Raw genomic sequence first — 22,765 nt, forward strand, 5'->3', positions numbered from 1 at the left:
TCCAGAACGGCCGACCAGACACACCCCAATCCGTCTGATGATCCTCTCATCCCAACGACTTGGGCACACAACAAACACCTTAAAAGGGCTGGGTCGAAGACCTTTTGAAACCTGGATTTTTCAAGCGTCGGACCGGCCGCTAGGCCTTGCGGATCGCTTTCGCCAGATCGGCCGCCTGGTCGCGGTCCCGGCAGACCAGCCAGAGGTCGTCGTGAGCCGACAGCTTCGCGTCGAACAGGTCGATGAAGGCGGCCGGTGGGGCGGCGAGGTCGGGCCAGTGGTAGAGGCGAAAGCCCAGCGCCTCGAACAGCGGCAGGATCGGCGCCAGGTCCCACAGCATGCTGTTGATAACCGTCGCGTCGAGCCGCCCGGTGGCCAGGAGCGCGGCGTCCGAGATCGATCCGCCCTCGCTCCAGGGGAACCAGGCCCGCCCATAATCCAGGGTGAAGCGCTGTGCGGCGACGGCGAGCCAGCCGACATGGCCGGTGCGGCTCGGAGTGGGCTTCAGCGCGCGCAGGGCCTCCGTCCGGCGCCCGCCCCGGGTCGGCGCCCAGAACGCCCGGCCCTCATAGGCCGCGAACAGGATGCCCCGGGCCGCCTCCGGAGATTCGATGCGGGCGGGGCCGGAGCGGTCCTCGTTCCAGGCCGGCAGGTTCATCACGCCGGCCCGAGGCCAGCCGGCGCGGCAGGCCGCCACCATCACGCCCCAGCCCGACAGGCCGCCCGCGAAGGGCCGCGTGCCGTCGATCGGGTCGCCCACGAAGGTCCAGGCATCTCGGGCCAGCATCGCTTTCGCGGCCGCGTGCCCCAGATCGTCGGCGGTCTCCTCCTCGATCAGGTCCGGGCCGAAGCGGGCGTGCAGCAGGCGGCTGACGGCGAGGTCGGCCTCCGTCAGCGCCTGGCCGAGATCGGGCCCCTTGTTGGTCATCGCGAGCCCGGATGCCCGCATCGCGAGCGCCAGCGGGGCCGCATCCTCGGCGAAGGCGAGCATCTCCGCCAGGACGGCGTCGATCGGGGCGTCGGGCTGGATCATGCGGCGAACAGCTCGGGGCGGCGCAGCATCAGCGCCTGGACTAGGACCAGGGTCTTGAGGTCGATCAGACGGCCGGCGCGCGCCTGCTCCGCGAGGGCGGCCAGGGGCAATTCCAGCACCTCGACCTGCTCGCCCTCGCCGGGCAGGCCGCCGCCGGGGCCGACCCGGTCGGATTCCGCATAGGGGGCGAGGTAGAGCCACAGGCGCTCGGAGGACACGCTCGGCATGCTGTAGGCGTGCGTCACGGGTTCGAGCCGTTCGAGCCGCAGGCCCGCCTCCTCCATCGCCTCGCGGATCGCGGTCTCCTCCGGCTCGCCGCCGTCCAGGCCGCCCGCGGGGGCCTCGTCGAGAGAAGCGGGCTCGCCCCAGAAGGCGGGGCCGACCCGGTTCTGCCGGACCAGCAGGGCGACCCGCCGCTCGGGATCGTAGGGCAGCACGCAGGCCGCCTCGCCATGGTCCTCCAGGGCCCGGGGCACCGTGCTGCCGTCGGGCTGGGTGAGCGTGGCGATGCCGAACGTGTTCCACCCCCTGTGGATCACCCGCATGGGGAGGGCGGTCTGCGTGTCGCTCATGATCGGGTCAGCGCTTGGTGGTCGCGGCGGTCTGGCCGAACATCACCTTCTTGGCGTCCTCGCTCATGGTCTTGCCGTGATCGGGATTGACCTCGGGCGCCCTTGCATAGGCCGCCTTGGTGGCGGGCCGCTCCGCGATGGCGGTGAGCCAGCGCTTGAGATGGGGGTGCTCGTCGAGGTTCTGGCCCTGCTTCTCCCACGGCACGATCCACGGGTAGCTGGCCATGTCGGCGATCGAGTACTCGGAACCCGCGACGTAGGGGCGGTCGGCCAAGCGCCGGTCGAGCACGCCGTAGAGCCGGTTGGTCTCGTTGACGTAGCGCTTGATCGCGTAGTCGATCTTCTCGGGCGCGTATTGCGAGAAGTGATGGTTCTGGCCGAGCATCGGCCCGAGTCCACCCATCTGCCAGAACAGCCATTGCAGGACCTCGGCCCGGCCGCGCAGATCGCTCGCGATGAAGCGCCCGGTCTTCTCGGCGAGATACAACAGGATCGCGCCTGATTCGAACAGAGAAACCGGCGCGCCGCCATCGGCCGGCTCGTCATCGACGATCGCCGGCATGCGATTGTTCGGGGCGATCCTGAGGAAGTCCGGGTTGAATTGTTCGCCTTTACCGATGTTGATCGGCTTGATCCGGTACGGAACGCCGGCCTCTTCGAGGAACATCGTGACCTTGTGGCCGTTCGGCGTCGGCCAATAGTACAAATCGATCATCGGATTGTGTCCCGCTGGCGCATCATCCCGGACGGTGGGTGCCGGCTTTCGAAAAAAGATGATGCCAAAACAAAGCTCGCGCGCCGCCTCGTGGATGCACGATCCGGAAGGAGGCCCCGAGCCCCGGCGCTCGGGAGGTGGGCCTGTGACGCGCTCCGGTCAAGCATGGCCCGGGCCGGTTGCCGCAATGCGGCCTCAGCCGCCGGGGCAGCCCTGGATGTCCACGTAGAGGGCGTAGAGCGACTGGCTCGCCGCCATGAACAGGCGGTTCCGGTGCCGCCCGCCGAAGCAGAGATTGGCGCAGCGCTCCGGCAGGCGGATGCGGCCGATCAGGCGGCCCTCCGGGTTGAACACCATCACGCCGTCCAGCGCGTCGTCACCCATGCCCCAGCCGCACCAGAGGTTGCCATCGGTATCGCACCGGATCCCGTCCGGGGTGCCCGGCCCGGCATCGATCAGGACCCGCCGATCGCGCAGGGTCCGGCCGCCGACCACGTCGAAGGCGACGATGCGCCGGGTTGGCTCGCCGCGGGATTCGACGAGATAGAGCCGTGATTCGTCCGGCGAGAAGCACAGGCCGTTCGGCCCGGCGATGTCATGCGCGACCATTTCGAGGACGCCGGTCTCCGCGTCCAGCCGGTAGACGTTCTGCGGCAATTCGGATTCGGCTCGCTCGCCTTCGTAGTATCCGGCGATGCCGAAGGTCGGATCCGTGAACCAGACCGAGCCGTCGCGCGCGGTGACGACATCGTTCGGCGAATTGAGGCGCTTCCCGTCGAAGGACTCGGCCAGCACCGTAACCGCGCCGTCATACGCAGTCCGCACGACCCGCCGGCCGCCATGCTCGCAGGTGACGAGCCGCCCCTGCCGGTCGCGGGTATTGCCGTTGGCGAAGCCCGACGGCCTGCGGAACACGCCCACCGCGCCGCTCTCCTCGTCCCAGCGCAGGATCCGATTGTTGGGAATGTCGCTCCACAGGAGATAGCGCCCATCCCCGAACCAGACCGGCCCCTCGCACCAGCGGCATCCGGTGGCGAGCCGCTCGACCGCCGCGCTGAACACCCGGTAGCGGGCGAAGGAGGCGTCGAGAATCTCGATGGCCGGATCGGGATAGCGCGCGCTCGGCATCCACACGGGCTGATCTCCTCCACCGGCACGCGGCTTGGCGCGCGGCGCCTGCGATACAGAATCGCCGGGGAGATGCCAGGGGATTGAGCGGCTGCCGCGCAGGCGTCGGCCTCAAGGCCCGTCAAGGTCCGGTGAGGGAGCCCGGAGCGCGATAGCGCGGGAGCGACGAGGACCAAGATCCCCCACCGCCGGTTGCCGACCCGCCCTTCCACCGCCCCCAATGGAATGCAGTCGGTTCGCCGGTGCGAGAATCAGCCCTCGCCGTCCCGATAAAGACCTTAGTCGCCGATGAATTGTCTGACAAGTGAAGGGGGGCGTTTTTTGACTGGATCTTGGTTGCGCACAATCAACATCGATGTTCGTGCACGGCCGCGGCCGGCTGCCCCGTTGCGTCCGAACCCCCGAAACGCTAGGGATCTGAGCCCCCAACGGGGTGTCGGGGTGTGGCGCAGTCTGGTAGCGCACCTGGTTTGGGACCAGGGGGTCGTAGGTTCGAATCCTATCGCCCCGACCATTCGATCAGGAGCTTGTCGAGTCCAGATGCCGAGCGCCCGCATCTTCCGCCCGTCCCGGGATGCCACGCAGTCGGGCCTGGCCCGCACCAAGCAGTGGATCCTGGAGTTCGACCAGACCAGCCCGCGCGAGATCGATCCGCTGATGGGCTGGAACGGATCGGCCGACATGATGCAGCAGGTGCGGCTGGAATTCGACACGGAGGAAGAGGCGGTGGCCTACGCCAAGCGCGAGGGCATCGCCTACCGGGTCGAGCAGCCGGCCAAGCCGGTCTCCCGCCGGGGCCTGTCCTACTCGGACAACTTCAAGTTCAACCGCACGGCGCCCTGGACGCACTGAAGCGTCGGACCCGTCAGGATCCGCGGCGCGCCCGCCACGCGGCGTAGGGTGCTTCGCCCCCGGGGCGGATTTGGCTGAGGCGCATCGGCTGCTCGTCCAGGGGGCGGCACAGTTCCGTGTAGAGCGTCGCGTTAGCAGCCCCGTGTTCCTCGGCCTCCTCGGCCGAGAAGGCGAAATAGCCCTCGCGAAAGCCCGCCAGCCGCATCGCAGCGTGGCACATCGGACAGGGGCGCCCGCTCGCATACATCACGCAATCGGAGAGGTCGCGGCGGGCGAGGATCTGGCTCGCCTCGCGGAGCGCCACCATCTCAGCATGGGCGCTCGGGTCGTTGGTGGCGTGCACCGTATTGGCGGCCCGGACCAGAACCGCGCCGTCCCGCACGATCACCGCGCCGTAGGGAGACCCGCCAGCCAAGATATTCGCCTCGGCGAGCGCCACCGCCTCGCGGATATAGGCTTCGTGGTCCGACATCGCTGCGCCTCTCTGGAATGCCCGCGCCAACGCGCCGTCGGGCCGAGGGTTCAGAACGCGTAGCGCACGGCACAATACGGCATGGTCTCGGCCAGCAGGGCCTTGAACCGGGCGAGCCATTTTCCCTTCCAGCCGGTCCGGTAGCGTAGGTTGGTGCCGCCGCCCTCGGAGATTTTCGCCTCCTGGATGTCGGGCCGCCACAGCAGCTCCTCGGCCTTCGGGTGCCAGCCGAGATTCACATCGTGCAGGCCCGCATTGTGGGTCAGCATGATGATCTCGCATTTGAGCTGGGCCTTGGCGGCGTCCGAGAGCGTGGCGTCGATCTCGGCAAACAGCGCGCGCCAATCCGCTTCCCAGCCCTCGTAGAGGATCACCGGCGAGAAATTCGCGTGGACCTCGTAGCCGGCGGCGACGAAGTCGTCGATCGCGGCGATCCGCTCCGGGATCGGGGTCGTGCGGACATCGACGATCTTGGCGATCCGCGCGGGCATCAGCGAGAAGCGGATCCGCGTCTTGCGTTGCGGGTCGTAGGCGAGGAGTTCGCGGTTGACCGCCTTGGTGGCGAAGGACGCCTTGGCGTTCGGTAGGGTGCGGAACTGCTCGATCAGGGTGCGCACGCCGGTGCTCACCGCCGCATCGACGGAGAGGTCACCGTTCTCGCCGATATCGTAGATCCAGTATTCCGGATCGATCGTGTCGGGTTCCGTCAGCGGCCCCTGGCGGCCGGCGTGCCGGGCGATCGCCGCGCAGGCCTGCTCCATGTTCACGAACAGCGAGATCGGGTTCGAGAAACCCTTGCGCCGGGGCACGTAGCAATAGGCGCAGGCCATGGCGCAGCCGTTCGAGGTCGAGGGCGCGATGAAATGGGCGCTGCGGCCGTTCGGGCGCATGGTCAGGCCCTTCTTCACGCCGAGCACCAGGGTCGAGCGCTTGATCCGCACCCAATCCTCCACCGAGCCTTCGTTCCCGTGGAGCGCCGGGATGTTCCAGTGCGACGGCACCGGGATGCGCTCCGCGTCGGGGAAGCGCGTCAGGATCTCCCGCCCGATTGGAAACGCGTCGACCGTGGGCTCGTGGTAGATCGTCCGGATGTCGAGGAGGTCGCTGGTCAGGGCCATGGGGGATCCGGGGCCCGGCGGCGGCCCGAGATCGGATATGGCGCGGGACGGCGGGACCGGAATGGCTTGCGACGCGCGGTCCCAATCCGGCGGGATCGATCAGTAGAAACCGCGGATCGGCTCGTTCAACACTCTCTTACGACTCTTGGCCGATGATCGTGCGCCTCTGATTGGACGGACGATGACGCTTCACGACCTGGAGGACACGCTCCCGGGCCTGGCAGGCCCCGGCAGGGCGCCCGACGCTTCGGGTCGGCGGCTGGCGGCGCTGGTCCGTCGCGACCAGCTCGAGGCGGTGCGCCGCAGCGTCCTCACGGCGATTCCCGTCAACATGCTGCTCGGGCTCGCGAGCGTGCTGGTGGCGTTCCAGGCCGGCAACGGCCGCGCCGGGATGATCTGGTACGCGGCCTCGACCGGCGCCAACCTGCTGCGGATCGGGCTGTGCCGGGCGGCCTGCCCGGGCCTCGCCCTCACGGCCGCGATGCCGCCGGACATGGCCGCGGAGGCCTCCCGCTCGGTGGAGCGGCATCTGCGCGCCTGCACCTGCACGGCCTTGCTGTCGGGGCTGGTCTGGGCGTTCCTACCGCTGCTCTGCGCCGGCTACACCTCGCCGCAGACCCTGTTCTACCTCACCATCACCTGCGGGATCACCGCCGGCGCGGTGACCCACGGCACCGCCTATGCCCGGATCCCGTTCAGCTTCATCCTGCTGCCGCTGCTGTCGGTGGCCTTCTGCCTGTTCGCGGCCGGCGGGTTCGACCGTGCCTGCCTGGCGACCTGCGTGCTGCTCTACCTCGCCGCCCTCTCGCGCACGGCGTTCCAGAGCGAGGCGGGCTTTCGCGAGGCGAGCCGGCTGAAGAACGACGCCACGGCGTTGGCTCGCTCCCGAGCCGAAGCCCAGGCCAGCGCCAACGCGCTGGTCGAGGAGATGCGCTGGCGCGCGACCCATGACGACCTCACCGGCCTGCTGAACCGCGCCGCCTTCATCCAGCAGGCCGAGCCGTGCCTGACCACCGGCACGGCCTGCCTGCTGCTCCTCGACCTCGACGGCTTCAAGTCGGTCAACGACGTCTACGGCCACCAGACCGGCGATCGGGTGCTGGTCGAGGTCGCCCGCCGGCTGCGGGCCACGTTGCCCCCGGGCGGCCTCGCCGCCCGGCTCGGCGGCGACGAGTTCGCGGTCCTGTACGATCCGGAGGCGACCGGATTGCCCTACGCGGATCTGGCCGCCGGCCTGATCGCCGCCGTCGCCCAGCCGTTCGACGGGTTCGACGAGGGGCGGCTCGGGGTCAGCATCGGCGTCCATGCGGAGCCCGAGCCCAACCTGATGGCGATGCTGAGCTGCGCCGACGAGGCGCTCTACGCGTCCAAGGCCGCCGGTCGGAACCGCTTCCGGCTGTTCGACATGGGGCTGCGCGATCGCCTGGAGATGCGGTGGGACCTAGAGCGCGACCTGTCGCACGCCCTGGTCGAGAACGCCCTCGAAGTCTGGTTCCAGCCGATCTACGCGCTCGATGCCCGGACCCTGGTCGGGCTGGAGGCGCTGGTGCGCTGGCAGCACCCGCGCCTCGGCTGGATCGCGCCCCCCGACCTGATTGCCGCGGCCGCGATGGCGGGGCTGACTGAGTCGCTCCTGCGGTTCATCCTCGATCAGGTCTGCCGGATGATGCAGATCCTGCGCGCGGAGGGGCTCGGCACCGTCCGGGTGGCGATGAACGTCTCGCCCCGGGAGATGGCGCAGATCCCGGTGGACGAGATCGTGATCGCGCGCCTCGGGGCGCTGGGCCTGCCGCCCGCCCAGCTCGAGATCGAGATCACCGAGGAGACCGCCCTCGATCTCGGCGCCGTGCAGGGCAAGCTCCAGGCGCTATCGCGCGCCGGCATCCGGGTGGCGCTCGACGATTTCGGCATCGGCTACTCGTCGCTGTCGTCCCTGCGCCAGCTCCGGGCCGACCGGATCAAGATCGACCGGAGTTTCGTCACCGGGCTCAGCGCCTCCGACGACAAGCGCGGTCTGGTCCTGGCGGTGCTCGGCCTCGGCAACCTGCTCGGGCTCGAAGTGGTGGCCGAGGGAGTCGAGTCGCAGGAGGATCTGCAGACGCTCCAGGCGATGGGCTGCCCGTTCCTGCAAGGCTACCATCTCGGCCGGCCGATGCCGGTATCGACCCTCGAAGCCACCCTGTTCGCCAACCGGACGCAGGCGGCCTGACTCAGGCCGGTCGCGGCCTCACCCCAGCCGGTAATCCGCCATCCGGGCGCGCCGGGCGCTGCGGCGGTAGGCCATCACCGAGTCGGGCCACAGGGTCGTGTTGCGGCCCTCGGCATCGAGGTACCAGCTGCGGCAGCCGCCCGCCTGCCAGATGCTGTCGGCGAGCCGGGCCCGGATACGGTCCAGGAACCGAGCCTGCGCCTCCGGGCGGACCTCGATGTCCCGGGCGCCCCGGCGCAGGGCCGATAGGCAGTCGAGCACGTGCTGCACCTGCACCTCGATCATCGAGACGATCGAGTTGTGCCCCAGCCCGGTATTGGGACCGAGCAGCATGAAGTAGTTGGGGAATCCCGCCACCGTGATGCCCTGGTAGGCGCCCATCCCGCCGCCGGCCCAGGCGTCGGCGAGGCGCAGACCGCCGCGCCCGACGAGATCCATCCGGGCGAAGCTCCCGGTGACGTCGAAGCCGGTGGCGTAGACGATCGCGTCGAGTTCGTGGGCGGTGCCGTCCGCCAGAGTCACGCCGGACTCGGTGATCCGGGCGATGTTTCCGGTCTCGAGCGTCACGTTCGGGCGCTGCAGGGTCGGGTAGTAATCGTCGGAGATCAGCACGCGCTTGCAGCCGAGGCGGTAATTCGGCGTCAGCTTCGCCCGCAGGTCTCGGTCCTTCACCGCCTTGGCTAGGTGGTGGCGGGCCAGGCCCTCCGCCTGCTTGGTCAGCTTCGAGACCTTGGTGAAGCCGAATAGCGCGCGCAGCTCGTGCAGCCAGAAAAGCCGCGCCCGCTCGATCCGCCGGAGCAGCGGCAGGCGCCGGTAGCGCGCCTGGGTGGCCTCCGCGATGGCGTGGTCGTGCTTGGGCATGATCCAGGGCGGGGTGCGCTGGAACAGGGTGAGGTGGGCGGCGACCTTGGCGAGCTCCGGCACGACCTGGATCGCGCTCGCCCCGGTGCCGATCACCCCGATGCGCTTGCCCGCGAGTGCGACGGAATGATCCCAGACCGCCGTGTGGAAGGCCGGCCCCGCGAAGCTGTCTCGGCCCGGCAGGTCGGGATAGGCCGGATGGTGCAGGCCGCCCATGCCGGAGACGATCACCCGGGCGGTCAACGGCCCGCGATCGGTCTCCACCTGCCAGAGGGCGCGGGCCTCGTCCCAGGTCGCGCCGGTGAAGGCGGTCTTGAGCTGGATCAGCGGCATCAGCCCGTTGCGCTCGGCAGTCTCGCGCAGATAGGCGCGGATCTCGGCTTGCGGCGCATACATCCGCGTCCAGTCGGCCTTAGGGGCGAAGGACAGCGAATAGAGGTGCGAGGGCACGTCGCAGGCCGCACCCGGATAGGTGTTCTCATGCCAGGTGCCGCCGATGCCCTCGGCCTTCTCGATCACCCGCAGGGGACCGATCCCGGCCTGCTTGCAGCGGATCGCCATAGCGAGGCCGGAGAACCCGGCACCGACGATCAGCACCTCCAGGATTGTTGGGGCGGCATCTTGCGCACTCATCGCGAAGCACTCCCCGATCCGCCCGCGTTCTGCGGGGCATGCGCCTTCAGAAAGTTCGCTGCCTCGTCGAGGGAGGCCCGCGCCTCCGGCAGGATATGGGCGGCGAACTGCCAGGCATGGGACACGACGGGAAAGACCTTCAGCTCGGTCACGACCCCGGCCGCCCGGGCCTTCTCGGCCATGCGGATGGAATCGTCGCGCAGAACCTCGCGCTCGCCGACATGGAACAGCAGGGGCGGGTAGCCGGTCGGGTCGGCGTTGATCGGGGAGATCCGGGGATCGGCCGGGTCGGCCTTGCCGAGATACATGGTGCGGATCACCGCGAGCGCCCCGGGGTCGAACATGGCATCGCGCCAGGCATTGGTGTGCCGCGAGCCGTCCTCGGAGACGAAATCGGTGGCCGGCGAGAACAGGGCCGCGGCCCAGGGCAACGGCAGGCCGCGCGCCCGGGTCTCGCCGATCAGCACCAGGGCGAGGTTGGCGCCGGCCGACTCGCCGGCGACGCAGGCCGGCCCCTCAGCACTGAACGCCTGCCAGACGGCGATTGCGTCCTCCAGCGCCGCCGGGAACGGGTGCTCGGGGGCGAGGCGGTAATCGGGGACGAACAGCGTGAAGCCGCGATGGGCCAGCGCCCCGGTCACCGGCCGGTGGGTGCGCGGCGAGCAGGCGATGAAGCCGCCGCCATGGATGTAGAGCATCCGCCGCCCGGGGCCGGATTTCGGCCGGACCCATTCCCCCCGCACGCCGCCGACCGTGCCGGGCTCATAGGTGACGCCCTTCGGGTCGGCGAAGGCCGGCGCCTCGAAGATCCGGCGGAACGCGGCCGCGTCCCGGGCCTTCGACAGGGGGCCGCGGACTTTGTTTCGGACCATCCAGGTACCGAGATACGCACGCAGGCTCGCCATCTCAGACCTTCCCGCCGGACAGGCGCACGATCGTCTTCCAGTAGCCGGCCGGCATCAGCCTCTGGATCAGGGCCGCGCTGTTCGCGTCCTTGCCGATCAGGATACGGGGTTGCCGGCGCTCGATGCCGCGGATGATCGCGGCCGCAGCGTCCTCGGGCGAGAGCGTCAGCAGCTTGCCGAACGCCTCCCGGGCCTTCTCGTCCTCCACCCGGGCGCGCTCGGCCGCCTCCGGGTCGGTGGGCGGGCGCGGGCTGCGCGCGCTGCGGGCGATGGCGGTGGCGACGCCCCCCGGATGGACCACCGTGACCCCGAGCCCGGTGCCGGCATATTCATGCCTCAGGGCCTCGGTGAAGCCGCGCACCGCGAACTTGCTGGTGGCGTAGGCGACCTGGCCGGGCGGGGCGATCAGACCGAACAGGCTCGACAGGTTGACGATCTGGGCCGCCGGCCGGGCGCGCAGCATCGGCAGGAAGGCGTGGCACATCCGCACGACGGCGCGCAGGTTGATGTCCATCAGCCACTCGAAGTCTTCGAGATGCGTCTCGTCGAACCGGCCGCCCAGCGCCACCCCGGCATTGTTGATGAGGATGTCGAGGCGCCCGAACCGGCCCTCGGCCCAACCCGGGAGCGTCTGGATCGCCTCCGCGTCGGCGAGATCGAGGCTTCGGGTCTCCACCGCGGCGCCGGCCGCGCGGGCTTTCTCGGCGACGGCTTCGAGACCTGCCGCGTCGCGGTCGACCAGCAGGAGGCTGCAGCCCTTGGCCGCCAATCCCAGCGCCAGGGCGGCGCCGATGCCGCTCGCGGCGCCGGTGATGAGCACCACCGCGCCCGCGAGTTGGAGTTTCTGGGCCAAGCCACGCCTCCCGTTCCGCCTGGCGTGCCCGGCGACCCGCTGGGGATAGCGCCGGCCACGCGGATTGTCTAGGGTGAACACCCTAGAGTGGAATCGGGCATGATGCTGCGCAGCGATAGCCGCAGAGGGCGAGGGGGCGACGGCCCGGAGCGACCCACCGGGACGCGCGACAAGATCCTCGCGCAGAGTCTCGCGCTGTTCAATGCCCGCGGCCTCGGCCGGGTGACCACGGCGGAGATCGCCGCGGCGTCCGGGATCCGGGAGGGCAACCTCCAGTACCATTTTCCGCGCAAGAGCGGCTTGGTGGAGGCGTTGTTTTCGGCCTTCGAGAGCGAGGCCGAGGCGGTGGCCGGGCGCATGCCCGCGGATCCCGCGGCCCCGGAGGCGCTGCTGACCTATCAGCGGGGCTGGTTCGACCTGATTTGGCGCTACCGCTGCATTTATCGCGACGGCATCGCCATGGTGGAGATCGCCCCGGCCCTGCGCCCGCGGGTCCATGCCCTGAGGGCGCGGACGCAGGCGCTGGCCCGGGGCGTGTTCGAGGCGGCCATGCGGGCCGGGCGGCTGCGGATCGCGCCGGATGCGCTGGGGCGGCTCATCGACAACGCCTGGATCGTCTCCAGCCACTGGATGAGCCACCGGCTACAGGGCGGCACCGAGCTGACCCAGGCCGATCTCGACTGGGGTTTCGCGCAGGTCAGCGCCCTGTTCGCCCCCTATCTCGTGGCCGATCGCCCGGGCTGATGCGCGGTTGGCCCGAACCTTCCATCCGGCTGCCAAGCTCGAAACCCAAGGACACGATGCCCGACCGAGTGATCCATGCCGGCCTGTCCGTGCTGCTGCTGCTGGCGATCGCCGCCCTGTTCTCCACCAACCGCCGGGCGATCCGGCCCCGGGTCGTGCTCACCGCCCTGGCGCTGCAGGTCGGGCTCGGCGCCCTGGTCCTGTTCCTGCCCGCCGGGCAGGCCGCGCTGAAATCCGCCGCCGACGTGGTGGTGACGGGGCTCTCCTACGGCGACCGCGGCACGGCCTTCCTGTTCGGCGGGCTGGTCGAGCCCAAGATGTTCGAGCTGTTCGGCGGCTCCGGCTTCATCCTGGCCCTGCGGGTGCTGCCGCAGATCCTGTACGTCTCGGCCCTGATCGGGGTGCTGTACCATCTCGGCGTGATGCAGGCGCTGGCCCGGGGCCTCGGCGCCGTGCTCCGGCGGATCCTCGGCACCTCGCCGATCGAATCGTTCTCGGCGGTGATCACCATCGCCATCGGCCAGAGCGAGATCGCGGTGGCGTTGCGCCCGTTCCTGCCGCTGCTCACCGGGGCGGAGCTGTTCGCCGTGATGGCGAGCGGCGCCTCCTCCACGGCCGGGTCGATCCTGGCGGGCTACGCGGCGCTCGGCGTGCCGATGACCTACCTGCTCGCGGCCTCCGTGATGGCGATCCCCGGGGGGCTGCTCTACGCCAAGATCCTGATGCCCTCTACGGAACCGACCCGGATCGCCACCACCCGGGTGGAGTTCGGCGAGACCCGGGCGGCCAACATCATTGAGGCGGCGGCTGACGGCACCCAGAAGGGCCTCGCCGTGGCGGTCTCGGTGGGCGCGATGCTGATCGCCTTCGTGGGCCTGATCGCCCTGGCGAACGGGATCGTCGGCTATGTCGGCGGCTTGGCCGGCTATCCGGCGGCCTCGATCGAGGGCGTGCTCGGCTGGGCGCTCGCGCCGCTGGCCTGGCTTCTGGGCGTGCCCTGGGAGAGCGCCACCCTGGTCGGCGGCGCCATCGGCCAGAAGATCGCGTTCAACGAGTTCCTGGCCTACGCCAACCTGTCGCCGAGCCTGAAGGGCGGCGCCCTCGACCCGCGCTCCCAGGCGATCGTCTGCTTCGCCCTGTGCGGCTTCGCCAACTTCGCCTCGATCGCGATCCAGCTCGCGAGCTTTTCCAGCCTCGTCCCCGAGCGCCGGGCCGAGGTCGCCCGCTACGGGCTGCGGGCGATCCTGGCCGGGACGCTGTCGAACCTCACCAGCGCGGCGATCGCCGGGATGTTCGTGGCCTGAGGGGCGACGATGGTCACACATCGCATTGCTTAAGGCGCAACGCGCTCTCCTCCCCCTTGCGGGGAGGAGTGGGAGGTGGGGGTGGTTCAGAAGGCACCGCTGCCCCCCACCCTGCACCACCCCCACCCCTGACCCTCCCCGCAAGGGGGAGGGGAAAAACGCGGGGCTTCAAATGCTTGCCGCCGGAACGACGTGTGAATCCGCCAGGCCTGAGGGGAGGGGGCGTCAGGGACCGAAGGCCGGGCCGCCGTATCCGGTCTCCTTCGGCGAGACGTAGGTCGGGTCGTGCGCGAAGGGCAGGGGGCGTCCGTCCCGCAGGGCGTCCAGGATCTCGGCGAAGCCGGTCCGGCAGCGGAAGCCGAGGGCGGTCTCGGCCAGACGTGAATCATAGACTCGGCCGATGCTGGCGGGAAGCGTCCAGCCTCGTTGGGCGTAGAGCTCCGCTGCATCGGGGAAGTGGCGCGCGATGACGACGGCGGCATCCCGCTTCAGGTCCCGGGCCTCGGCGCGGTCGAAGGGCGTCGGCGCAGACAGGACGAACAGGCCGAATCCGAGAGCGGGCGCGCGCATCAGCGCCGCGACATGCGCCTCCGCGGCGTCCTCGACCGTCAGGCGCCGGTTCAGGAACTCGTTGGCTTTCAGGTTCTCGCCGGAGGGGTCCCGATGGGTGTCGTCCTCCTCGGGAAAGAACCGGCCGGTGCGCAGGACCACGCAGGCCAGCCCGCGCTCGGCGGCGGCGAGCCGGCACAGCCCCTCGGCGGCGAGTTTGGTCACCCCGTAGATGTTGCGCGGCGCCAGCGGCCCGCTGGCCTCGTCCAGCCAGATCGCGGCATCGCCGGCCTCGTCGCGGATCGCCTGGCTGATCATCAGCGAGGTCTTGGAGGTGAACACGAACCGGTCGTTCCCGGCCGCCACCGCCGCCGCCAGGAGGTTCAGCGTGCCCGTGACGTTGCAGTCCACGAAGGCCTGCGCCGGGTAGCGCGCGATATCGGGCTTGTGCAGGGCGCCGGCATGGATCACGGCCTCGATCCCGCGATCGAACGCCCGGCTGACGATGCTCCGATCCGCCACGGAGCCTACCAGATCGGTGTCGGGCCCCGGCGCCACGTCGAGACCGGTCACGCGATGGCCGAGGGCCCGCAGGCGAGGGCCAAGGAACCGGCCGAGCCCGCCGGAGGAGCCGGTGAGCAGGACGTGCATGGCCCGACCCTAAAGGACCGGCGTCCCCGTCGGGGTGTGCGCCGCGACTTCTCGAAGGATCCCAGGCGGCGTCCGCTGCACGCGGCCCCCAGGATGAGGTCGGGGCGAAGAGATCCGAAGTGCGGTCGGCGATCAAGATCGCCCAGCGGGACACCCCACAAACAAAAAGCGCCGCTTCGGCTGAAGCGGCGCTCTTGAACGTCAGAGGGACGTCTTAGTTGAACGTGTCGATCTCAGCCGACTCGTAGCTCGTGACTTCCATGCCGACGCAGATCTCGGACACGACGGGAGCGGACCAGGCCATGATTTCCTCCAAGTAACAGTTGGTTGGTGGTGAAGACGTCATCCCCGGCTCTCCAGCGACCCGGGGACTGGGTCGAATCAGTTGAACGTGTCGATCTCAGCCGACTCGTAGCTCGTGACTTCCATGCCGACACAGATCTCGGACACGATCGGGGCAGACCAAGCCATGGCGTTTCTCCTCGTTGTTGCTGAGATCCATATAGGCAATATCTTGGACGCAATACAAGTGAGCACAACACTTATATTTCTCATAGGCGCCGGACCGACCCTGCTCGTCCCCGGCCGCGGCGTCCCAGCCACAGCGTGCCGCGCGCATGAAACGGGCTCGGGACGGGCGCCGGTTTCGGCTTGACGGAATTTTTCCGCGGGGGCACGAGGCAGCCGCGCGGGGCCGCCATTCGGAAGCGCCGCGCTCCCTTTCAGCATCGACCAGCGAAGCGACGTGCCAGACCGATCGTGCCTGCCGTGCCCGGCGACGCGCCGTCATCCCGCCTGAGCCGCTGAGAGGCCCGGCCGCGGGGTGCGCGGCGTGGCTCACCGGTCGCGGCCCTGAGAGCCAGCAGACCGGCGGCGCGCCGTCTCGGAACCCGAGAGGCGAGGCCATGAACGAGATCGCCCCCATCGACGCGCGCGTCGACCCGTCCGTGCTGGCCGCACGCCTGTCGGACGAGCGCGCCCCCGACATCGTCGAGGCCTTGAACGAGGAGGCCCCCGAGGTCGCCGCGGCGATCATCCTCGGCCTGCCGATGGAGCGGGCGATCGAGGTGCTCGACCAGCCGGAACTCGACTGCGCCGCCGACATCATCGAGATGCTGCCGCGGGACCGGGTGGCCGGCTACCTGTCCGGCATGTCGGCCGACCGGGTCACGGACGTGTTCCGGGAGATCGAGGAGCCCGGCCGCTCCGACCTGCGCGCCCGCCTCGATGCCGAGACTCGCGGCGCCGTCGACCGCCTCTCGGCCTACGGCGAGGAGACGGTGGGCTCGCTGATGACCACCGAGTTCGTCACGGTGCCGGGCACCTGGACGGTGGGCCAGACCCTGGAGCACATCCGCCACGTCGAGAAGACCCGCGAGACCATCTACGCGATCTTCGTGCTCGACCCGCGCACCCGGGCGCTCACCAAGGCGGTGCCCCTGCGCCGGCTGATCTCGGGCGATCCCAACGACAACGTGCTCAGCGTCGCCCCCGGCCGGCGGCCGCTGGCGGTCTCGCCCACGGCGAGCCGCGAGGAAGCCGCCCGTCTGATCTCGAAATACGACCTGCTGGCGCTGCCGGTGGTCGACGCGGTCGGGCACGTGATCGGCATCGTCACGGTGGACGACATGATCGACGCCATGATCGAGAAGCAGACTCAGGACGTGCAGCGCTTCGGCGGCATGGAGGCGCTGCCCGAGCCCTACATGGATATCGGCTTCTTCACGATGATCCGGAAGCGCGCCGGCTGGCTCTGCGCGCTGTTCCTCTCGGAGATGCTCACCGCCTCGGCGATGCAGGGTTTTGAGGGGGAACTGGAGAAGGCGATCGTCCTGACCCTGTTCATCCCGCTGATCATGAGCTCGGGCGGCAATTCCGGCTCTCAAGCGACCTCGCTGCTGATCCGGGCCCTCGCCCTGCACCAGATCCGCCTGGGGGATTGGTGGCGCGTGGCTTTGCGCGAGCTGCCCACCGGCATCGTGCTGGGCAGCATCCTCGGCGTGATCGCGGTGATCCGGATCGTGGCCTGGCAGAAGCTCGGCCTCTACGATTACGGGGAGCACTGGCCGCTGGTCGCCGCCACGGTCGGCGCGGCCCTGGTCGGCATCGTGATGTTCGGCTCGCTGGCTGGCTCGATGCTCCCCTTCATCCTGCAACGGATCGGCTTCGACCCCGCCACCGCCTCGGCCCCGTTCGTGGCGACCCTGGTCGATGTCACCGGGTTGGTGATCTATTTCTCCGTGGCTTTGCTGATCCTGCGGGGGACGCTGCTGTAGGGGCGCGCGATCGCCAGAGCCGTTCCCGATCGCGTTGCAATCGGGAACGGCTCTCAGTCCTTGATTGAACGCGCTCGCTTGCTCCGAACCGGTATCCGCTTCGGCGGCGCGCTTTAACGGATTCATAAAACGCTGTCTGGGTGGTTCCCGGTGCAACAGCAGTCGCATCGCAGTGGACACGCGCCCTCCCTCCCCCCTCTGTGGGGGAGGGTGGCCCCCGAAGGGGGTCGGGAGAGGGGAGCGACGGTGCAGCATCTGGCTTCGCCGGTCATGCCGGTCGCGCCCTTGTCTGAACCCGGGTTCCCCTCTCCCGACCCGGCCTGACGGCCGGCCCACCCTCCCCCGCAGAGGGGGGAGGGAGACGCGCTTGGGATTAACCTTGGCCCAAATCTGGCAGCGATGTGTGACCATCGTAGCCGATGCGGGAAAGGAGGCGCGTTGCAGTGCCCGCGCCTGAAACCTGTGTCGGCCGTAGCCGCAAGGGGAGGGGAAAACGCTCCGATCTGGGAATACGCCCGGCCGGTCAGGGCGCCACTGACCAGAACCGCTGGCGGTTGAACAGCATGTCCCGCGTGCCGACCGTCGGGCCCTCGGCCGGCTTGACGCAATCCGGCTCGCGCGGCTTCGGGACGGCGGCCAGGGCCGCCACCACCGGCGCGGGCCTCAGGCCGAGGCGCGCCTGAACCTCCGGTTGCCGGGCCGCCGCGATGGTCAGAACGGCGGCGATCAGGCCGCCGGCCACGGTTCCGAGGAAGAAATTCAACATCTCTGACGCGATCCGGAGGCCGGTCTTCTGGGGCCACAGTCTCTGGTCCCTGTCCAACCCGGCGGGATCATGGCGGACCGAATGCTCACGCGCCCTTAACACTTGATCTGCGACAGCTACACGCAAGCCTGCCCGCCCGGCAGGTCAGATGACGGGGCTGGACTGCCTATGAACTACGCCGCCAATGCCTATGCCCGGACATCCCGGTCGGCTCCCATGACGCCGCGCGAGGCCGAATCGGCGGTGCTGATCAAGGCGGCCCAGCAACTGGTCGGTGCCAGCCACGGGCTCGCGACCGGCGACACCCGGCCGCTCAACGAGGCCCTGTCGTTCAACCAGCGGGTCTGGACGATCCTGGCCTCCGAGGCGACCGCCGAGGAGAACCCGCTGCCGGTCGATATCAAGCAGGGCATCTGCAATCTGGGCGTGTTCGTCCTGCGCAATTGCCTCGACACGATGATCGAGCCGACCCCTGAGAAGATCGCCAACCTCGTGGCGATCAACAACGAGATCGCCGCCGGCCTCCAGGGCAATCCGGGCTGAGCCGGGGAGGGGGCGCGGTCAGGCGGCCGCGCCGGGCTCCGGCGGCATCGCCTGCTGGGCCAGGGCTGCGCTCTCCCACTCGACGAGCTTCCGGCCGAGCTTGATCGCCGGGTAGAACGTCCCGGATTCCACGGCCTCCGCGATGGCGGCGATCTGCGGGGCCGCCGCCGGCGCCAGTCGAATCAGCTCGGCCGCTTGCTGGAAGAACAGGTCGATCCCCGAAGCCGGATCGTCGGCCAGGTAGATCACCGTCAGGGTCAGGTGGATCTGCTTGCAGGCCGTGTCGGCCTCGCTCTCCGTGATGATTTCGCTCTCGCGCAGAAACTTGCACTGGGTCTCGATCAGGAAGGTCGAGCGCCGGTCGCCGTTGCGAATCAGGGCGCCGTTGATGATGAGCCGCTCGAACGGCTTGAGCTCCAGGCGAAGCGGCATCGCGTGTTCCTTTCTAGAAGACGCGCCGATCTGAGTCCCAAAGCGTTAACGTTTGGACAATGGTTGCCGGCCCTCGGCCTCCGGGCCGGCGATCGGGACAGGATCGTCGCGACCCGCTAAACGTCGACTCTTCGAAGAGCCTTCGCAGAGTTCGTGATTCTGCGACGCCTCAGCCTTCGGAGAATTGCCAATGTCCTCCGCTTCGACGCGTGCCATCTACCCGTCTCTTCGCGACAAGCGCATCCTGGTGACCGGGGGCGCCTCCGGTATCGGCGAAGGTTTGGTCGAAGCCTTCGTCGCCCAGGGCGCCCGCGTCGCGTTCTGCGATATTGCTGACGAGCCCGCGCAATCGCTGGTGGCGCGGCTCTCCCCCGGCGCGGCGCATCCGCCGCTCTACCGGCGCTGCGACCTCACCGATGTCGAGGCGGTCCGCGCCCTGGTAGCGGAGGCGGAAACGGCACTCGGCGGCCTCGACGTGCTGGTGAACAATGCCGGCAACGACGACCGCCACAAGCTCGACGAGGTCACGCCCGCCTACTGGGACGATCGGATGGCGGTGAATCTCCGTCACCTGTTCTTCGCCGCCCAGGCCGCGGTGCCGGCGATGCGCCGGGCTGGGGGTGGCGTGATCCTGAACTTCGGCTCGATCAGCTGGCATCTCGGGCTGAAGGACATGCCGCTCTACCAGACCGCCAAGGCGGCGATCGAGGGGATGACCCGGGCGCTCGCCCGGGACCTCGGCCGCGACGGCATCCGGGTCTCCGCCATCGTGCCCGGCAACGTTCAGACGCCCCGCCAGGAGCGCTGGTACACCCCGGAGGGCGAAGCCGAGCTCGTCGCCTCCCAGTGCCTGGACGGCCGGATCCAGCCCTCCGACGTCGCCGCCCTGGTGCTGTTCCTGGCCTCCGACGACGCCCGCATGTGCACGGGGCACAATTACTTCATCGACGCCGGCTGGCGCTGAAACATGAACTCGATTCGTGAACTCACCCGCGCCGCGGTCGCGGCGTGGGGGCAGCGTTGACCCTCCGGATCGCATCGCGGGCGCGGCGGAGGAGACGGCCGTCGATCGCCGCCAGGCCGCAGCCGATCAGAGCCATGCCGAGATAGTGCCGCGGCTCGAGGCGCTCACCCAGCACCAGCGCCCCGAGCAAGATCGCCGAGACCGGGATCAGGAAGGTGACCAGCGAGAGGTTGGTCGCCCCCGCCCGCGCCAGGATCCGGAAATACAGCACGTAGGCCAGCGCCGTGGACAGCGTCGCGATCCCGAAGACCGCACCCCAAACGGGCGCGCCGGGGATCGGCAGGGTCCAGGGCCGGTCGATCGCGAGCGCCACGGGCAGCAACACCAGCGTGGACATCGTGACCTGCCCGGCCGCCAACGCGAGCGGCGGGACGCCCAGGCCCAGGAAGCGCCGCCCGAACACGCTCGCGAAGGCATAGGACAGGGCCGCACCGAGCACGGCGAGCTGCGCCAGGAGACCGGCACTGAGCCCCGCAAGCGCGGCGGGGCCGACCATCACGGCGACGCCGCCCAAGCCCACCAGCACCCCCGCGAGCCGGTTGCCGGTCATCCGCTCGTCGGTGGTGAGCAGATGGGCGACGATGACGGTGAAGAGCGGCGTCGTGGCGTTGAGGATGGCGGCGAGGCCGGACGCGATATGGGTCTGCCCCCAGACGATGAGGCAGAAGGGCAGGACATTGTTCAGCAGGCTCATGCCGAGGCAGGCCGTCCAGATCCTGAGCCCGCGCGGCAGGCGCAGCCCGTTCAGCGGCAGGACGAGGTTCAGGATCAGCGCGGCGAGCCCGACCCGCAGGACGACCAGGGTGAGGGGCGGCAGCCCGGAGAGCGCGATGCCGGTGAAGAAGAACGAGCCGCCCCACAGCACGGACAGGGCGAGCAGCATCGCCCATTCGGGCGCGGACATGGAGCGGTTCCCGGCGGGCGACATGGGGGATCTCCAACAGGTCGATCCGAGCCTAGGGTTCCGCATCGGGCGCAGGCAACCCGTTTCTTGCTGTTGAATTCGCCCTTTCCACGAGGCCAAGAAGTCGAATTTTGCTCAGATGAAATTGTCTTTCGCTGATGGCGGCAATCAGTGCTCCGATATTCTTTCGTGATGTCCCACATGGGGATTTTCCGGCTTCCGCCGCATCCTGAAAGACTTTGGCGCACCGGAAGCCTCGTAATCCCACTGGCTGGGCGCTTTCCGGAACTTACCGCCAAGGGGCGGGGCTGCCTGGGAAGGAGGCGGCGCTCGATAGCTGCAGATCAGGCCGCGCCGATCACGCGGTTTCCAGCCCCACCAGCAGAAAACAATGCGCCACGATCTTGGGCTCGATCGCGTCTGCCTGCCCCTTTCTGGCGGCGTCGAGGATGACGCCGTGAAGGGCGTTGAACAGGAACACGGCGGTGAAGCGCGCATCCGCGATCATCCAGGCCTTCGCGGCGCCGCCATCGGTGAGCAGTTGCGCCAGATGATCGATCAGAACGTTGTCGGCCAGACCGTCCTGATTTGGGGGCGGCACGTCGGTGAAGACGATGTCGTGCAAGCGCGCGGACTCGGTATAGCCACGGCCGCAAGCCGTCACCCAGGCCGCCAGCTTCCCGCGCCAGTCCCCGTCCGGCTGTTCCTCGATTGCGGCCGCGATGGCGTCCCGCAGTCGATCGACGAACCGCCGGCGCAAACCCTCAACCACATCCTCTTTCGCGGCGAAGTGCAGGTAGAAGCTGCCCTTCGCCACGCCCGCCCCGGTCGTGATCTGTTCGATGGTGGTCGCGGCCACGCCCTGATCGAGGAACAGGCGCTCGGCGGCGTTTATCAGATCCTCGCGCCGTTCCTCGGGAGGCCTCGTCCGAGGCTTTGGCTTGGCGGGTTTGGGCTTGGTCGGCACGAAGCGATCTCACGACGGGCTGGCATTCGGCCTCTGCCTGACCGGATATCGCCGCGATGGAAAGGGTCCGGGCGCCGCCCCGGTAGCGGCAAGGGCCACGTCGAGCAAAAGCTCGCAGATTTAATTGACTGACCACCAGTCATTTTGATAGATCCGCGCCGTCCCGGCAGCGGCCTTGCCCGCGCGCCGCAAACCCCATCCTGGAATACGCCATGGACCGTACAGTGGAGCGTTGCCGCGAAGTCCGGCTCCGCGCCTATCCCGATGGGATGATCCAGCCGCGCGATCTCACCATTGCGGAGGCTGCCTTGCCCAAGGCCGGCCCGAACGATCTGGTCGTGCGCAATCGCTGGTTCCGCGTCTCCATCTCGACGCGGCTGATGGCGAACCCGGATGCACAGGCGGTCGAGGGCATTCCCTTTCCGGTACTCAAGCCCGGCGATGCGCTGGCGGATGGCGCGATCGGCGAGGTCGTGGCCTGCCCGGCCGGCAGCGGGTTCGAGGTCGGCGGGTTCGTCTCGCATCCCCTGGGCTGGCGCGACTATGCGGTCGTCGATGCCGGGAGCTGTATCGCGCTGGGCCAAGGGCCGATCGAGCCGGCCGCCTATCTCGGCCATGGCTGGACCGCCTATGCCGCCCTGACGCGCGGCATCCGCGTTAGGCCGGGCGACACGGTCTTCGTCTCGAGCGGCGCGGGGGCGATCGGGTCGATGGCCGGGCAGATCGCCCGCCGGCTCGGCGCCGCGCGGGTGATCGGCAGCACCAGCACCCAGGACAAGGCTGACTGGATGACGACCGATCTCGGTTATGACGCGGTGATCCTGCGCAATCGAGGCTCGATCGCGGATCAGCTGAAGGCGGCGGCGCCGGACGGCGTCGACGTGTTCGTCGACATGGTCGGCGGCGCGCAGCTGACCGCCGCGGCGGGCGCCGCACGCGAGGGGGCGCGGTTCGTCCTGCTCGGCGCGCTCACCGCCGAATTGAACGTCGCGGGCGCCAGCATCGTCGCCCCGGTCGAGCTCGACTCGTTCCAGCTGATCCTCAAGGATGTCACCCTACGCGGCTACAGCGCCGACCGGGACTACGCGGAGGCGTTCCCGGACTGGATCGCCTGGCAGCGCGAGGCGGGGCTCCATTTCGCCTGTTCGAAGGTCGTGGGGCTGGAGAACGCGCCCCGCGCCTTGCACGACGCCTGCGAAGGCCGGCTCAAGGGCCTCGTCATGGTGGAGGTGTGACCGGCGACTTGTGCCGAGT

At 69.3% G+C, this 22,765-nt stretch carries 24 protein-coding genes and 1 tRNA gene; 9 read left to right on the plus strand and 16 right to left on the minus strand.

The window, feature by feature from the left end; genetic code table 11:
- Positions 1–139: 139 nt before the first annotated feature.
- From BM228_RS23145 to BM228_RS23160, 4 genes are all read right to left on the minus strand, one after another.
- Complete coding sequence (locus BM228_RS23145; protein ID WP_092044313.1) at positions 140–1,033, minus strand: inositol monophosphatase family protein; 894 nt, start codon at positions 1,031–1,033, stop codon at positions 140–142.
- Entirely contained in the window at positions 1,030–1,605 is a 576-nt protein-coding gene (locus BM228_RS23150) for an NUDIX domain-containing protein (RefSeq protein WP_092044314.1), read from the minus strand. Before BM228_RS23150 ends, BM228_RS23145 begins: the two co-directional genes overlap by 4 nt.
- A 7-nt stretch (positions 1,606–1,612) precedes the next feature.
- Positions 1,613–2,320 (minus strand): glutathione binding-like protein, encoded by a 708-nt coding sequence (locus tag BM228_RS23155; RefSeq protein ID WP_092044316.1) that lies wholly within the window; start codon positions 2,318–2,320, stop codon positions 1,613–1,615.
- A gap of 195 nt (positions 2,321–2,515) precedes the next feature.
- On the minus strand, positions 2,516–3,448 hold the full coding sequence (locus BM228_RS23160; protein WP_167367798.1) for an SMP-30/gluconolactonase/LRE family protein: 933 nt from the start codon (positions 3,446–3,448) through the stop codon (positions 2,516–2,518).
- 437 nt (positions 3,449–3,885) lie between these two features.
- Between BM228_RS23160 and BM228_RS23165 the strand changes: the two genes are divergently transcribed.
- Both BM228_RS23165 and BM228_RS23170 read left to right on the plus strand, forming a co-directional pair.
- Positions 3,886–3,962, plus strand: a tRNA-Pro gene (locus tag BM228_RS23165).
- Between the two features lie 26 nt (positions 3,963–3,988).
- Positions 3,989–4,300 (plus strand): ETC complex I subunit, encoded by a 312-nt coding sequence (locus BM228_RS23170; protein ID WP_092044319.1) that lies wholly within the window; start codon positions 3,989–3,991, stop codon positions 4,298–4,300.
- 13 nt (positions 4,301–4,313) lie between these two features.
- On the opposite strand, the gene BM228_RS23175 is transcribed toward BM228_RS23170, so the two are convergent.
- On the minus strand, positions 4,314–4,772 hold the full coding sequence (locus BM228_RS23175) for a nucleoside deaminase (RefSeq protein WP_092044320.1): 459 nt from the start codon (positions 4,770–4,772) through the stop codon (positions 4,314–4,316).
- Positions 4,773–4,822: 50 nt separating this feature from the next.
- Entirely contained in the window at positions 4,823–5,890 is a 1,068-nt protein-coding gene (locus BM228_RS23180) for a spore photoproduct lyase family protein (RefSeq protein ID WP_092044322.1), read from the minus strand.
- 181 nt (positions 5,891–6,071) lie between these two features.
- Here BM228_RS23180 and BM228_RS23185 point away from each other — a divergent pair, with 181 nt between their 5' ends.
- A complete protein-coding gene (locus tag BM228_RS23185; RefSeq protein WP_092044323.1) occupies positions 6,072–8,099 on the plus strand; it encodes a putative bifunctional diguanylate cyclase/phosphodiesterase in 2,028 nt (675 codons plus the stop codon).
- An 18-nt stretch (positions 8,100–8,117) separates the two neighbouring features.
- Here the strand turns inward: BM228_RS23185 and BM228_RS23190 are convergent, their stop codons facing one another.
- Genes BM228_RS23190 through BM228_RS23200 form a run of 3 tightly spaced genes read right to left on the minus strand, consistent with a single transcriptional unit; the run spans position 8,118 to position 11,351 of the window.
- The gene (locus BM228_RS23190) at positions 8,118–9,593 is read right to left on the minus strand and encodes a flavin-containing monooxygenase (protein WP_092044325.1); all 1,476 of its coding nucleotides are present in this window, start codon (positions 9,591–9,593) and stop codon (positions 8,118–8,120) included.
- On the minus strand, positions 9,590–10,498 hold the full coding sequence (locus BM228_RS23195; protein ID WP_092044326.1) for an alpha/beta hydrolase: 909 nt from the start codon (positions 10,496–10,498) through the stop codon (positions 9,590–9,592). The genes BM228_RS23190 and BM228_RS23195 overlap by 4 nt, the downstream gene beginning before the upstream one ends.
- Before the next feature lies 1 nt (position 10,499).
- Positions 10,500–11,351, minus strand: a complete 852-nt coding sequence (locus BM228_RS23200; protein ID WP_092044328.1) for an SDR family NAD(P)-dependent oxidoreductase — start codon at positions 11,349–11,351, stop codon at positions 10,500–10,502.
- Positions 11,352–11,450: 99 nt separating this feature from the next.
- On the opposite strand from BM228_RS23200, the gene BM228_RS23205 reads away from it, so the two are divergent.
- Both BM228_RS23205 and BM228_RS23210 read left to right on the plus strand, forming a co-directional pair.
- The gene (locus tag BM228_RS23205) at positions 11,451–12,095 is read left to right on the plus strand and encodes a TetR/AcrR family transcriptional regulator (RefSeq protein WP_244537283.1); all 645 of its coding nucleotides are present in this window, start codon (positions 11,451–11,453) and stop codon (positions 12,093–12,095) included.
- A 56-nt stretch (positions 12,096–12,151) separates the two neighbouring features.
- On the plus strand, positions 12,152–13,399 hold the full coding sequence (locus BM228_RS23210; RefSeq protein ID WP_092044422.1) for a NupC/NupG family nucleoside CNT transporter: 1,248 nt from the start codon (positions 12,152–12,154) through the stop codon (positions 13,397–13,399).
- A gap of 225 nt (positions 13,400–13,624) precedes the next feature.
- Here BM228_RS23210 and BM228_RS23215 read toward each other — a convergent pair whose 3' ends face one another.
- The 3 genes from BM228_RS23215 to pqqA (BM228_RS23225) all read right to left on the minus strand — a co-directional run bounded on the left by BM228_RS23215 (position 13,625) and on the right by pqqA (BM228_RS23225) (position 15,070).
- Positions 13,625–14,599: an NAD-dependent epimerase/dehydratase family protein gene (locus BM228_RS23215; protein WP_092044329.1), complete on the minus strand. Its 975-nt coding sequence runs from the start codon at positions 14,597–14,599 to the stop codon at positions 13,625–13,627.
- A gap of 214 nt (positions 14,600–14,813) precedes the next feature.
- Positions 14,814–14,903: a pyrroloquinoline quinone precursor peptide PqqA gene (gene pqqA, locus BM228_RS23220; RefSeq protein WP_007559225.1), complete on the minus strand. Its 90-nt coding sequence runs from the start codon at positions 14,901–14,903 to the stop codon at positions 14,814–14,816.
- 77 nt (positions 14,904–14,980) lie between these two features.
- Complete coding sequence (gene pqqA / locus BM228_RS23225; protein ID WP_007559223.1) at positions 14,981–15,070, minus strand: pyrroloquinoline quinone precursor peptide PqqA; 90 nt, start codon at positions 15,068–15,070, stop codon at positions 14,981–14,983.
- A gap of 434 nt (positions 15,071–15,504) precedes the next feature.
- On the opposite strand from pqqA (BM228_RS23225), the gene mgtE reads away from it, so the two are divergent.
- On the plus strand, positions 15,505–16,875 hold the full coding sequence (mgtE, locus tag BM228_RS23230) for a magnesium transporter (protein ID WP_092044331.1): 1,371 nt from the start codon (positions 15,505–15,507) through the stop codon (positions 16,873–16,875).
- Between the two features lie 523 nt (positions 16,876–17,398).
- Here the strand turns inward: mgtE and BM228_RS23235 are convergent.
- Positions 17,399–17,641, minus strand: coding sequence for a hypothetical protein (locus BM228_RS23235; RefSeq protein ID WP_092044332.1), 243 nt, complete (start codon positions 17,639–17,641; stop codon positions 17,399–17,401).
- Positions 17,642–17,809: 168 nt separating this feature from the next.
- Between BM228_RS23235 and flaF the strand changes: the two genes are divergently transcribed.
- Complete coding sequence (gene flaF, locus BM228_RS23240; protein WP_092044334.1) at positions 17,810–18,184, plus strand: flagellar biosynthesis regulator FlaF; 375 nt, start codon at positions 17,810–17,812, stop codon at positions 18,182–18,184.
- An 18-nt stretch (positions 18,185–18,202) separates the two neighbouring features.
- On the opposite strand, the gene BM228_RS23245 is transcribed toward flaF, so the two are convergent.
- Positions 18,203–18,616: a flagellar biosynthesis repressor FlbT gene (locus BM228_RS23245; RefSeq protein WP_092044335.1), complete on the minus strand. Its 414-nt coding sequence runs from the start codon at positions 18,614–18,616 to the stop codon at positions 18,203–18,205.
- 190 nt (positions 18,617–18,806) lie between these two features.
- Here BM228_RS23245 and xylB point away from each other — a divergent pair, with 190 nt between their 5' ends.
- Entirely contained in the window at positions 18,807–19,580 is a 774-nt protein-coding gene (gene xylB / locus BM228_RS23250) for a D-xylose 1-dehydrogenase (RefSeq protein WP_092044337.1), read from the plus strand.
- Positions 19,581–19,602: 22 nt separating this feature from the next.
- On the opposite strand, the gene BM228_RS23255 is transcribed toward xylB, so the two are convergent.
- Both BM228_RS23255 and BM228_RS23260 read right to left on the minus strand, forming a co-directional pair.
- Complete coding sequence (locus BM228_RS23255) at positions 19,603–20,568, minus strand: DMT family transporter (RefSeq protein WP_092044338.1); 966 nt, start codon at positions 20,566–20,568, stop codon at positions 19,603–19,605.
- Between the two features lie 334 nt (positions 20,569–20,902).
- Positions 20,903–21,511 (minus strand): TetR/AcrR family transcriptional regulator, encoded by a 609-nt coding sequence (locus tag BM228_RS23260; protein ID WP_244537284.1) that lies wholly within the window; start codon positions 21,509–21,511, stop codon positions 20,903–20,905.
- A 212-nt stretch (positions 21,512–21,723) separates the two neighbouring features.
- Between BM228_RS23260 and BM228_RS23265 the strand changes: the two genes are divergently transcribed.
- Positions 21,724–22,746 (plus strand): MDR family NADP-dependent oxidoreductase, encoded by a 1,023-nt coding sequence (locus tag BM228_RS23265; RefSeq protein ID WP_092044340.1) that lies wholly within the window; start codon positions 21,724–21,726, stop codon positions 22,744–22,746.
- Positions 22,747–22,765: the final 19 nt, after the last annotated feature.

Origin of the sequence: Methylobacterium pseudosasicola (assembly GCF_900114535.1) — a bacterium.
Taxonomy (GTDB): Bacteria; Pseudomonadota; Alphaproteobacteria; order Rhizobiales; family Beijerinckiaceae; genus Methylobacterium; species Methylobacterium pseudosasicola.

Coding starts and splice junctions, on each gene's coding strand:
- BM228_RS23145 (WP_092044313.1), bottom strand. CDS start 1,033: ATGATCCAGCCCGACGCCCCGATCGACGCCGTCCTGGCGGAGATGCTC.
- BM228_RS23150 (WP_092044314.1), bottom strand. CDS start 1,605: ATGAGCGACACGCAGACCGCCCTCCCCATGCGGGTGATCCACAGGGGG.
- BM228_RS23155 (WP_092044316.1), bottom strand. CDS start 2,320: ATGATCGATTTGTACTATTGGCCGACGCCGAACGGCCACAAGGTCACG.
- BM228_RS23160 (WP_167367798.1), bottom strand. CDS start 3,448: ATGCCGAGCGCGCGCTATCCCGATCCGGCCATCGAGATTCTCGACGCC.
- BM228_RS23170 (WP_092044319.1), top strand. CDS start 3,989: ATGCCGAGCGCCCGCATCTTCCGCCCGTCCCGGGATGCCACGCAGTCG.
- BM228_RS23175 (WP_092044320.1), bottom strand. CDS start 4,772: ATGTCGGACCACGAAGCCTATATCCGCGAGGCGGTGGCGCTCGCCGAG.
- BM228_RS23180 (WP_092044322.1), bottom strand. CDS start 5,890: ATGGCCCTGACCAGCGACCTCCTCGACATCCGGACGATCTACCACGAG.
- BM228_RS23185 (WP_092044323.1), top strand. CDS start 6,072: ATGACGCTTCACGACCTGGAGGACACGCTCCCGGGCCTGGCAGGCCCC.
- BM228_RS23190 (WP_092044325.1), bottom strand. CDS start 9,593: ATGAGTGCGCAAGATGCCGCCCCAACAATCCTGGAGGTGCTGATCGTC.
- BM228_RS23195 (WP_092044326.1), bottom strand. CDS start 10,498: ATGGCGAGCCTGCGTGCGTATCTCGGTACCTGGATGGTCCGAAACAAA.
- BM228_RS23205 (WP_244537283.1), top strand. CDS start 11,451: ATGATGCTGCGCAGCGATAGCCGCAGAGGGCGAGGGGGCGACGGCCCG.
- BM228_RS23210 (WP_092044422.1), top strand. CDS start 12,152: ATGCCCGACCGAGTGATCCATGCCGGCCTGTCCGTGCTGCTGCTGCTG.
- BM228_RS23215 (WP_092044329.1), bottom strand. CDS start 14,599: ATGCACGTCCTGCTCACCGGCTCCTCCGGCGGGCTCGGCCGGTTCCTT.
- pqqA (WP_007559225.1), bottom strand. CDS start 14,903: ATGGCCTGGTCCGCTCCCGTCGTGTCCGAGATCTGCGTCGGCATGGAA.
- pqqA (WP_007559223.1), bottom strand. CDS start 15,070: ATGGCTTGGTCTGCCCCGATCGTGTCCGAGATCTGTGTCGGCATGGAA.
- mgtE (WP_092044331.1), top strand. CDS start 15,505: ATGAACGAGATCGCCCCCATCGACGCGCGCGTCGACCCGTCCGTGCTG.
- BM228_RS23235 (WP_092044332.1), bottom strand. CDS start 17,641: ATGTTGAATTTCTTCCTCGGAACCGTGGCCGGCGGCCTGATCGCCGCC.
- flaF (WP_092044334.1), top strand. CDS start 17,810: ATGAACTACGCCGCCAATGCCTATGCCCGGACATCCCGGTCGGCTCCC.
- BM228_RS23245 (WP_092044335.1), bottom strand. CDS start 18,616: ATGCCGCTTCGCCTGGAGCTCAAGCCGTTCGAGCGGCTCATCATCAAC.
- xylB (WP_092044337.1), top strand. CDS start 18,807: ATGTCCTCCGCTTCGACGCGTGCCATCTACCCGTCTCTTCGCGACAAG.
- BM228_RS23255 (WP_092044338.1), bottom strand. CDS start 20,568: ATGTCGCCCGCCGGGAACCGCTCCATGTCCGCGCCCGAATGGGCGATG.
- BM228_RS23265 (WP_092044340.1), top strand. CDS start 21,724: ATGGACCGTACAGTGGAGCGTTGCCGCGAAGTCCGGCTCCGCGCCTAT.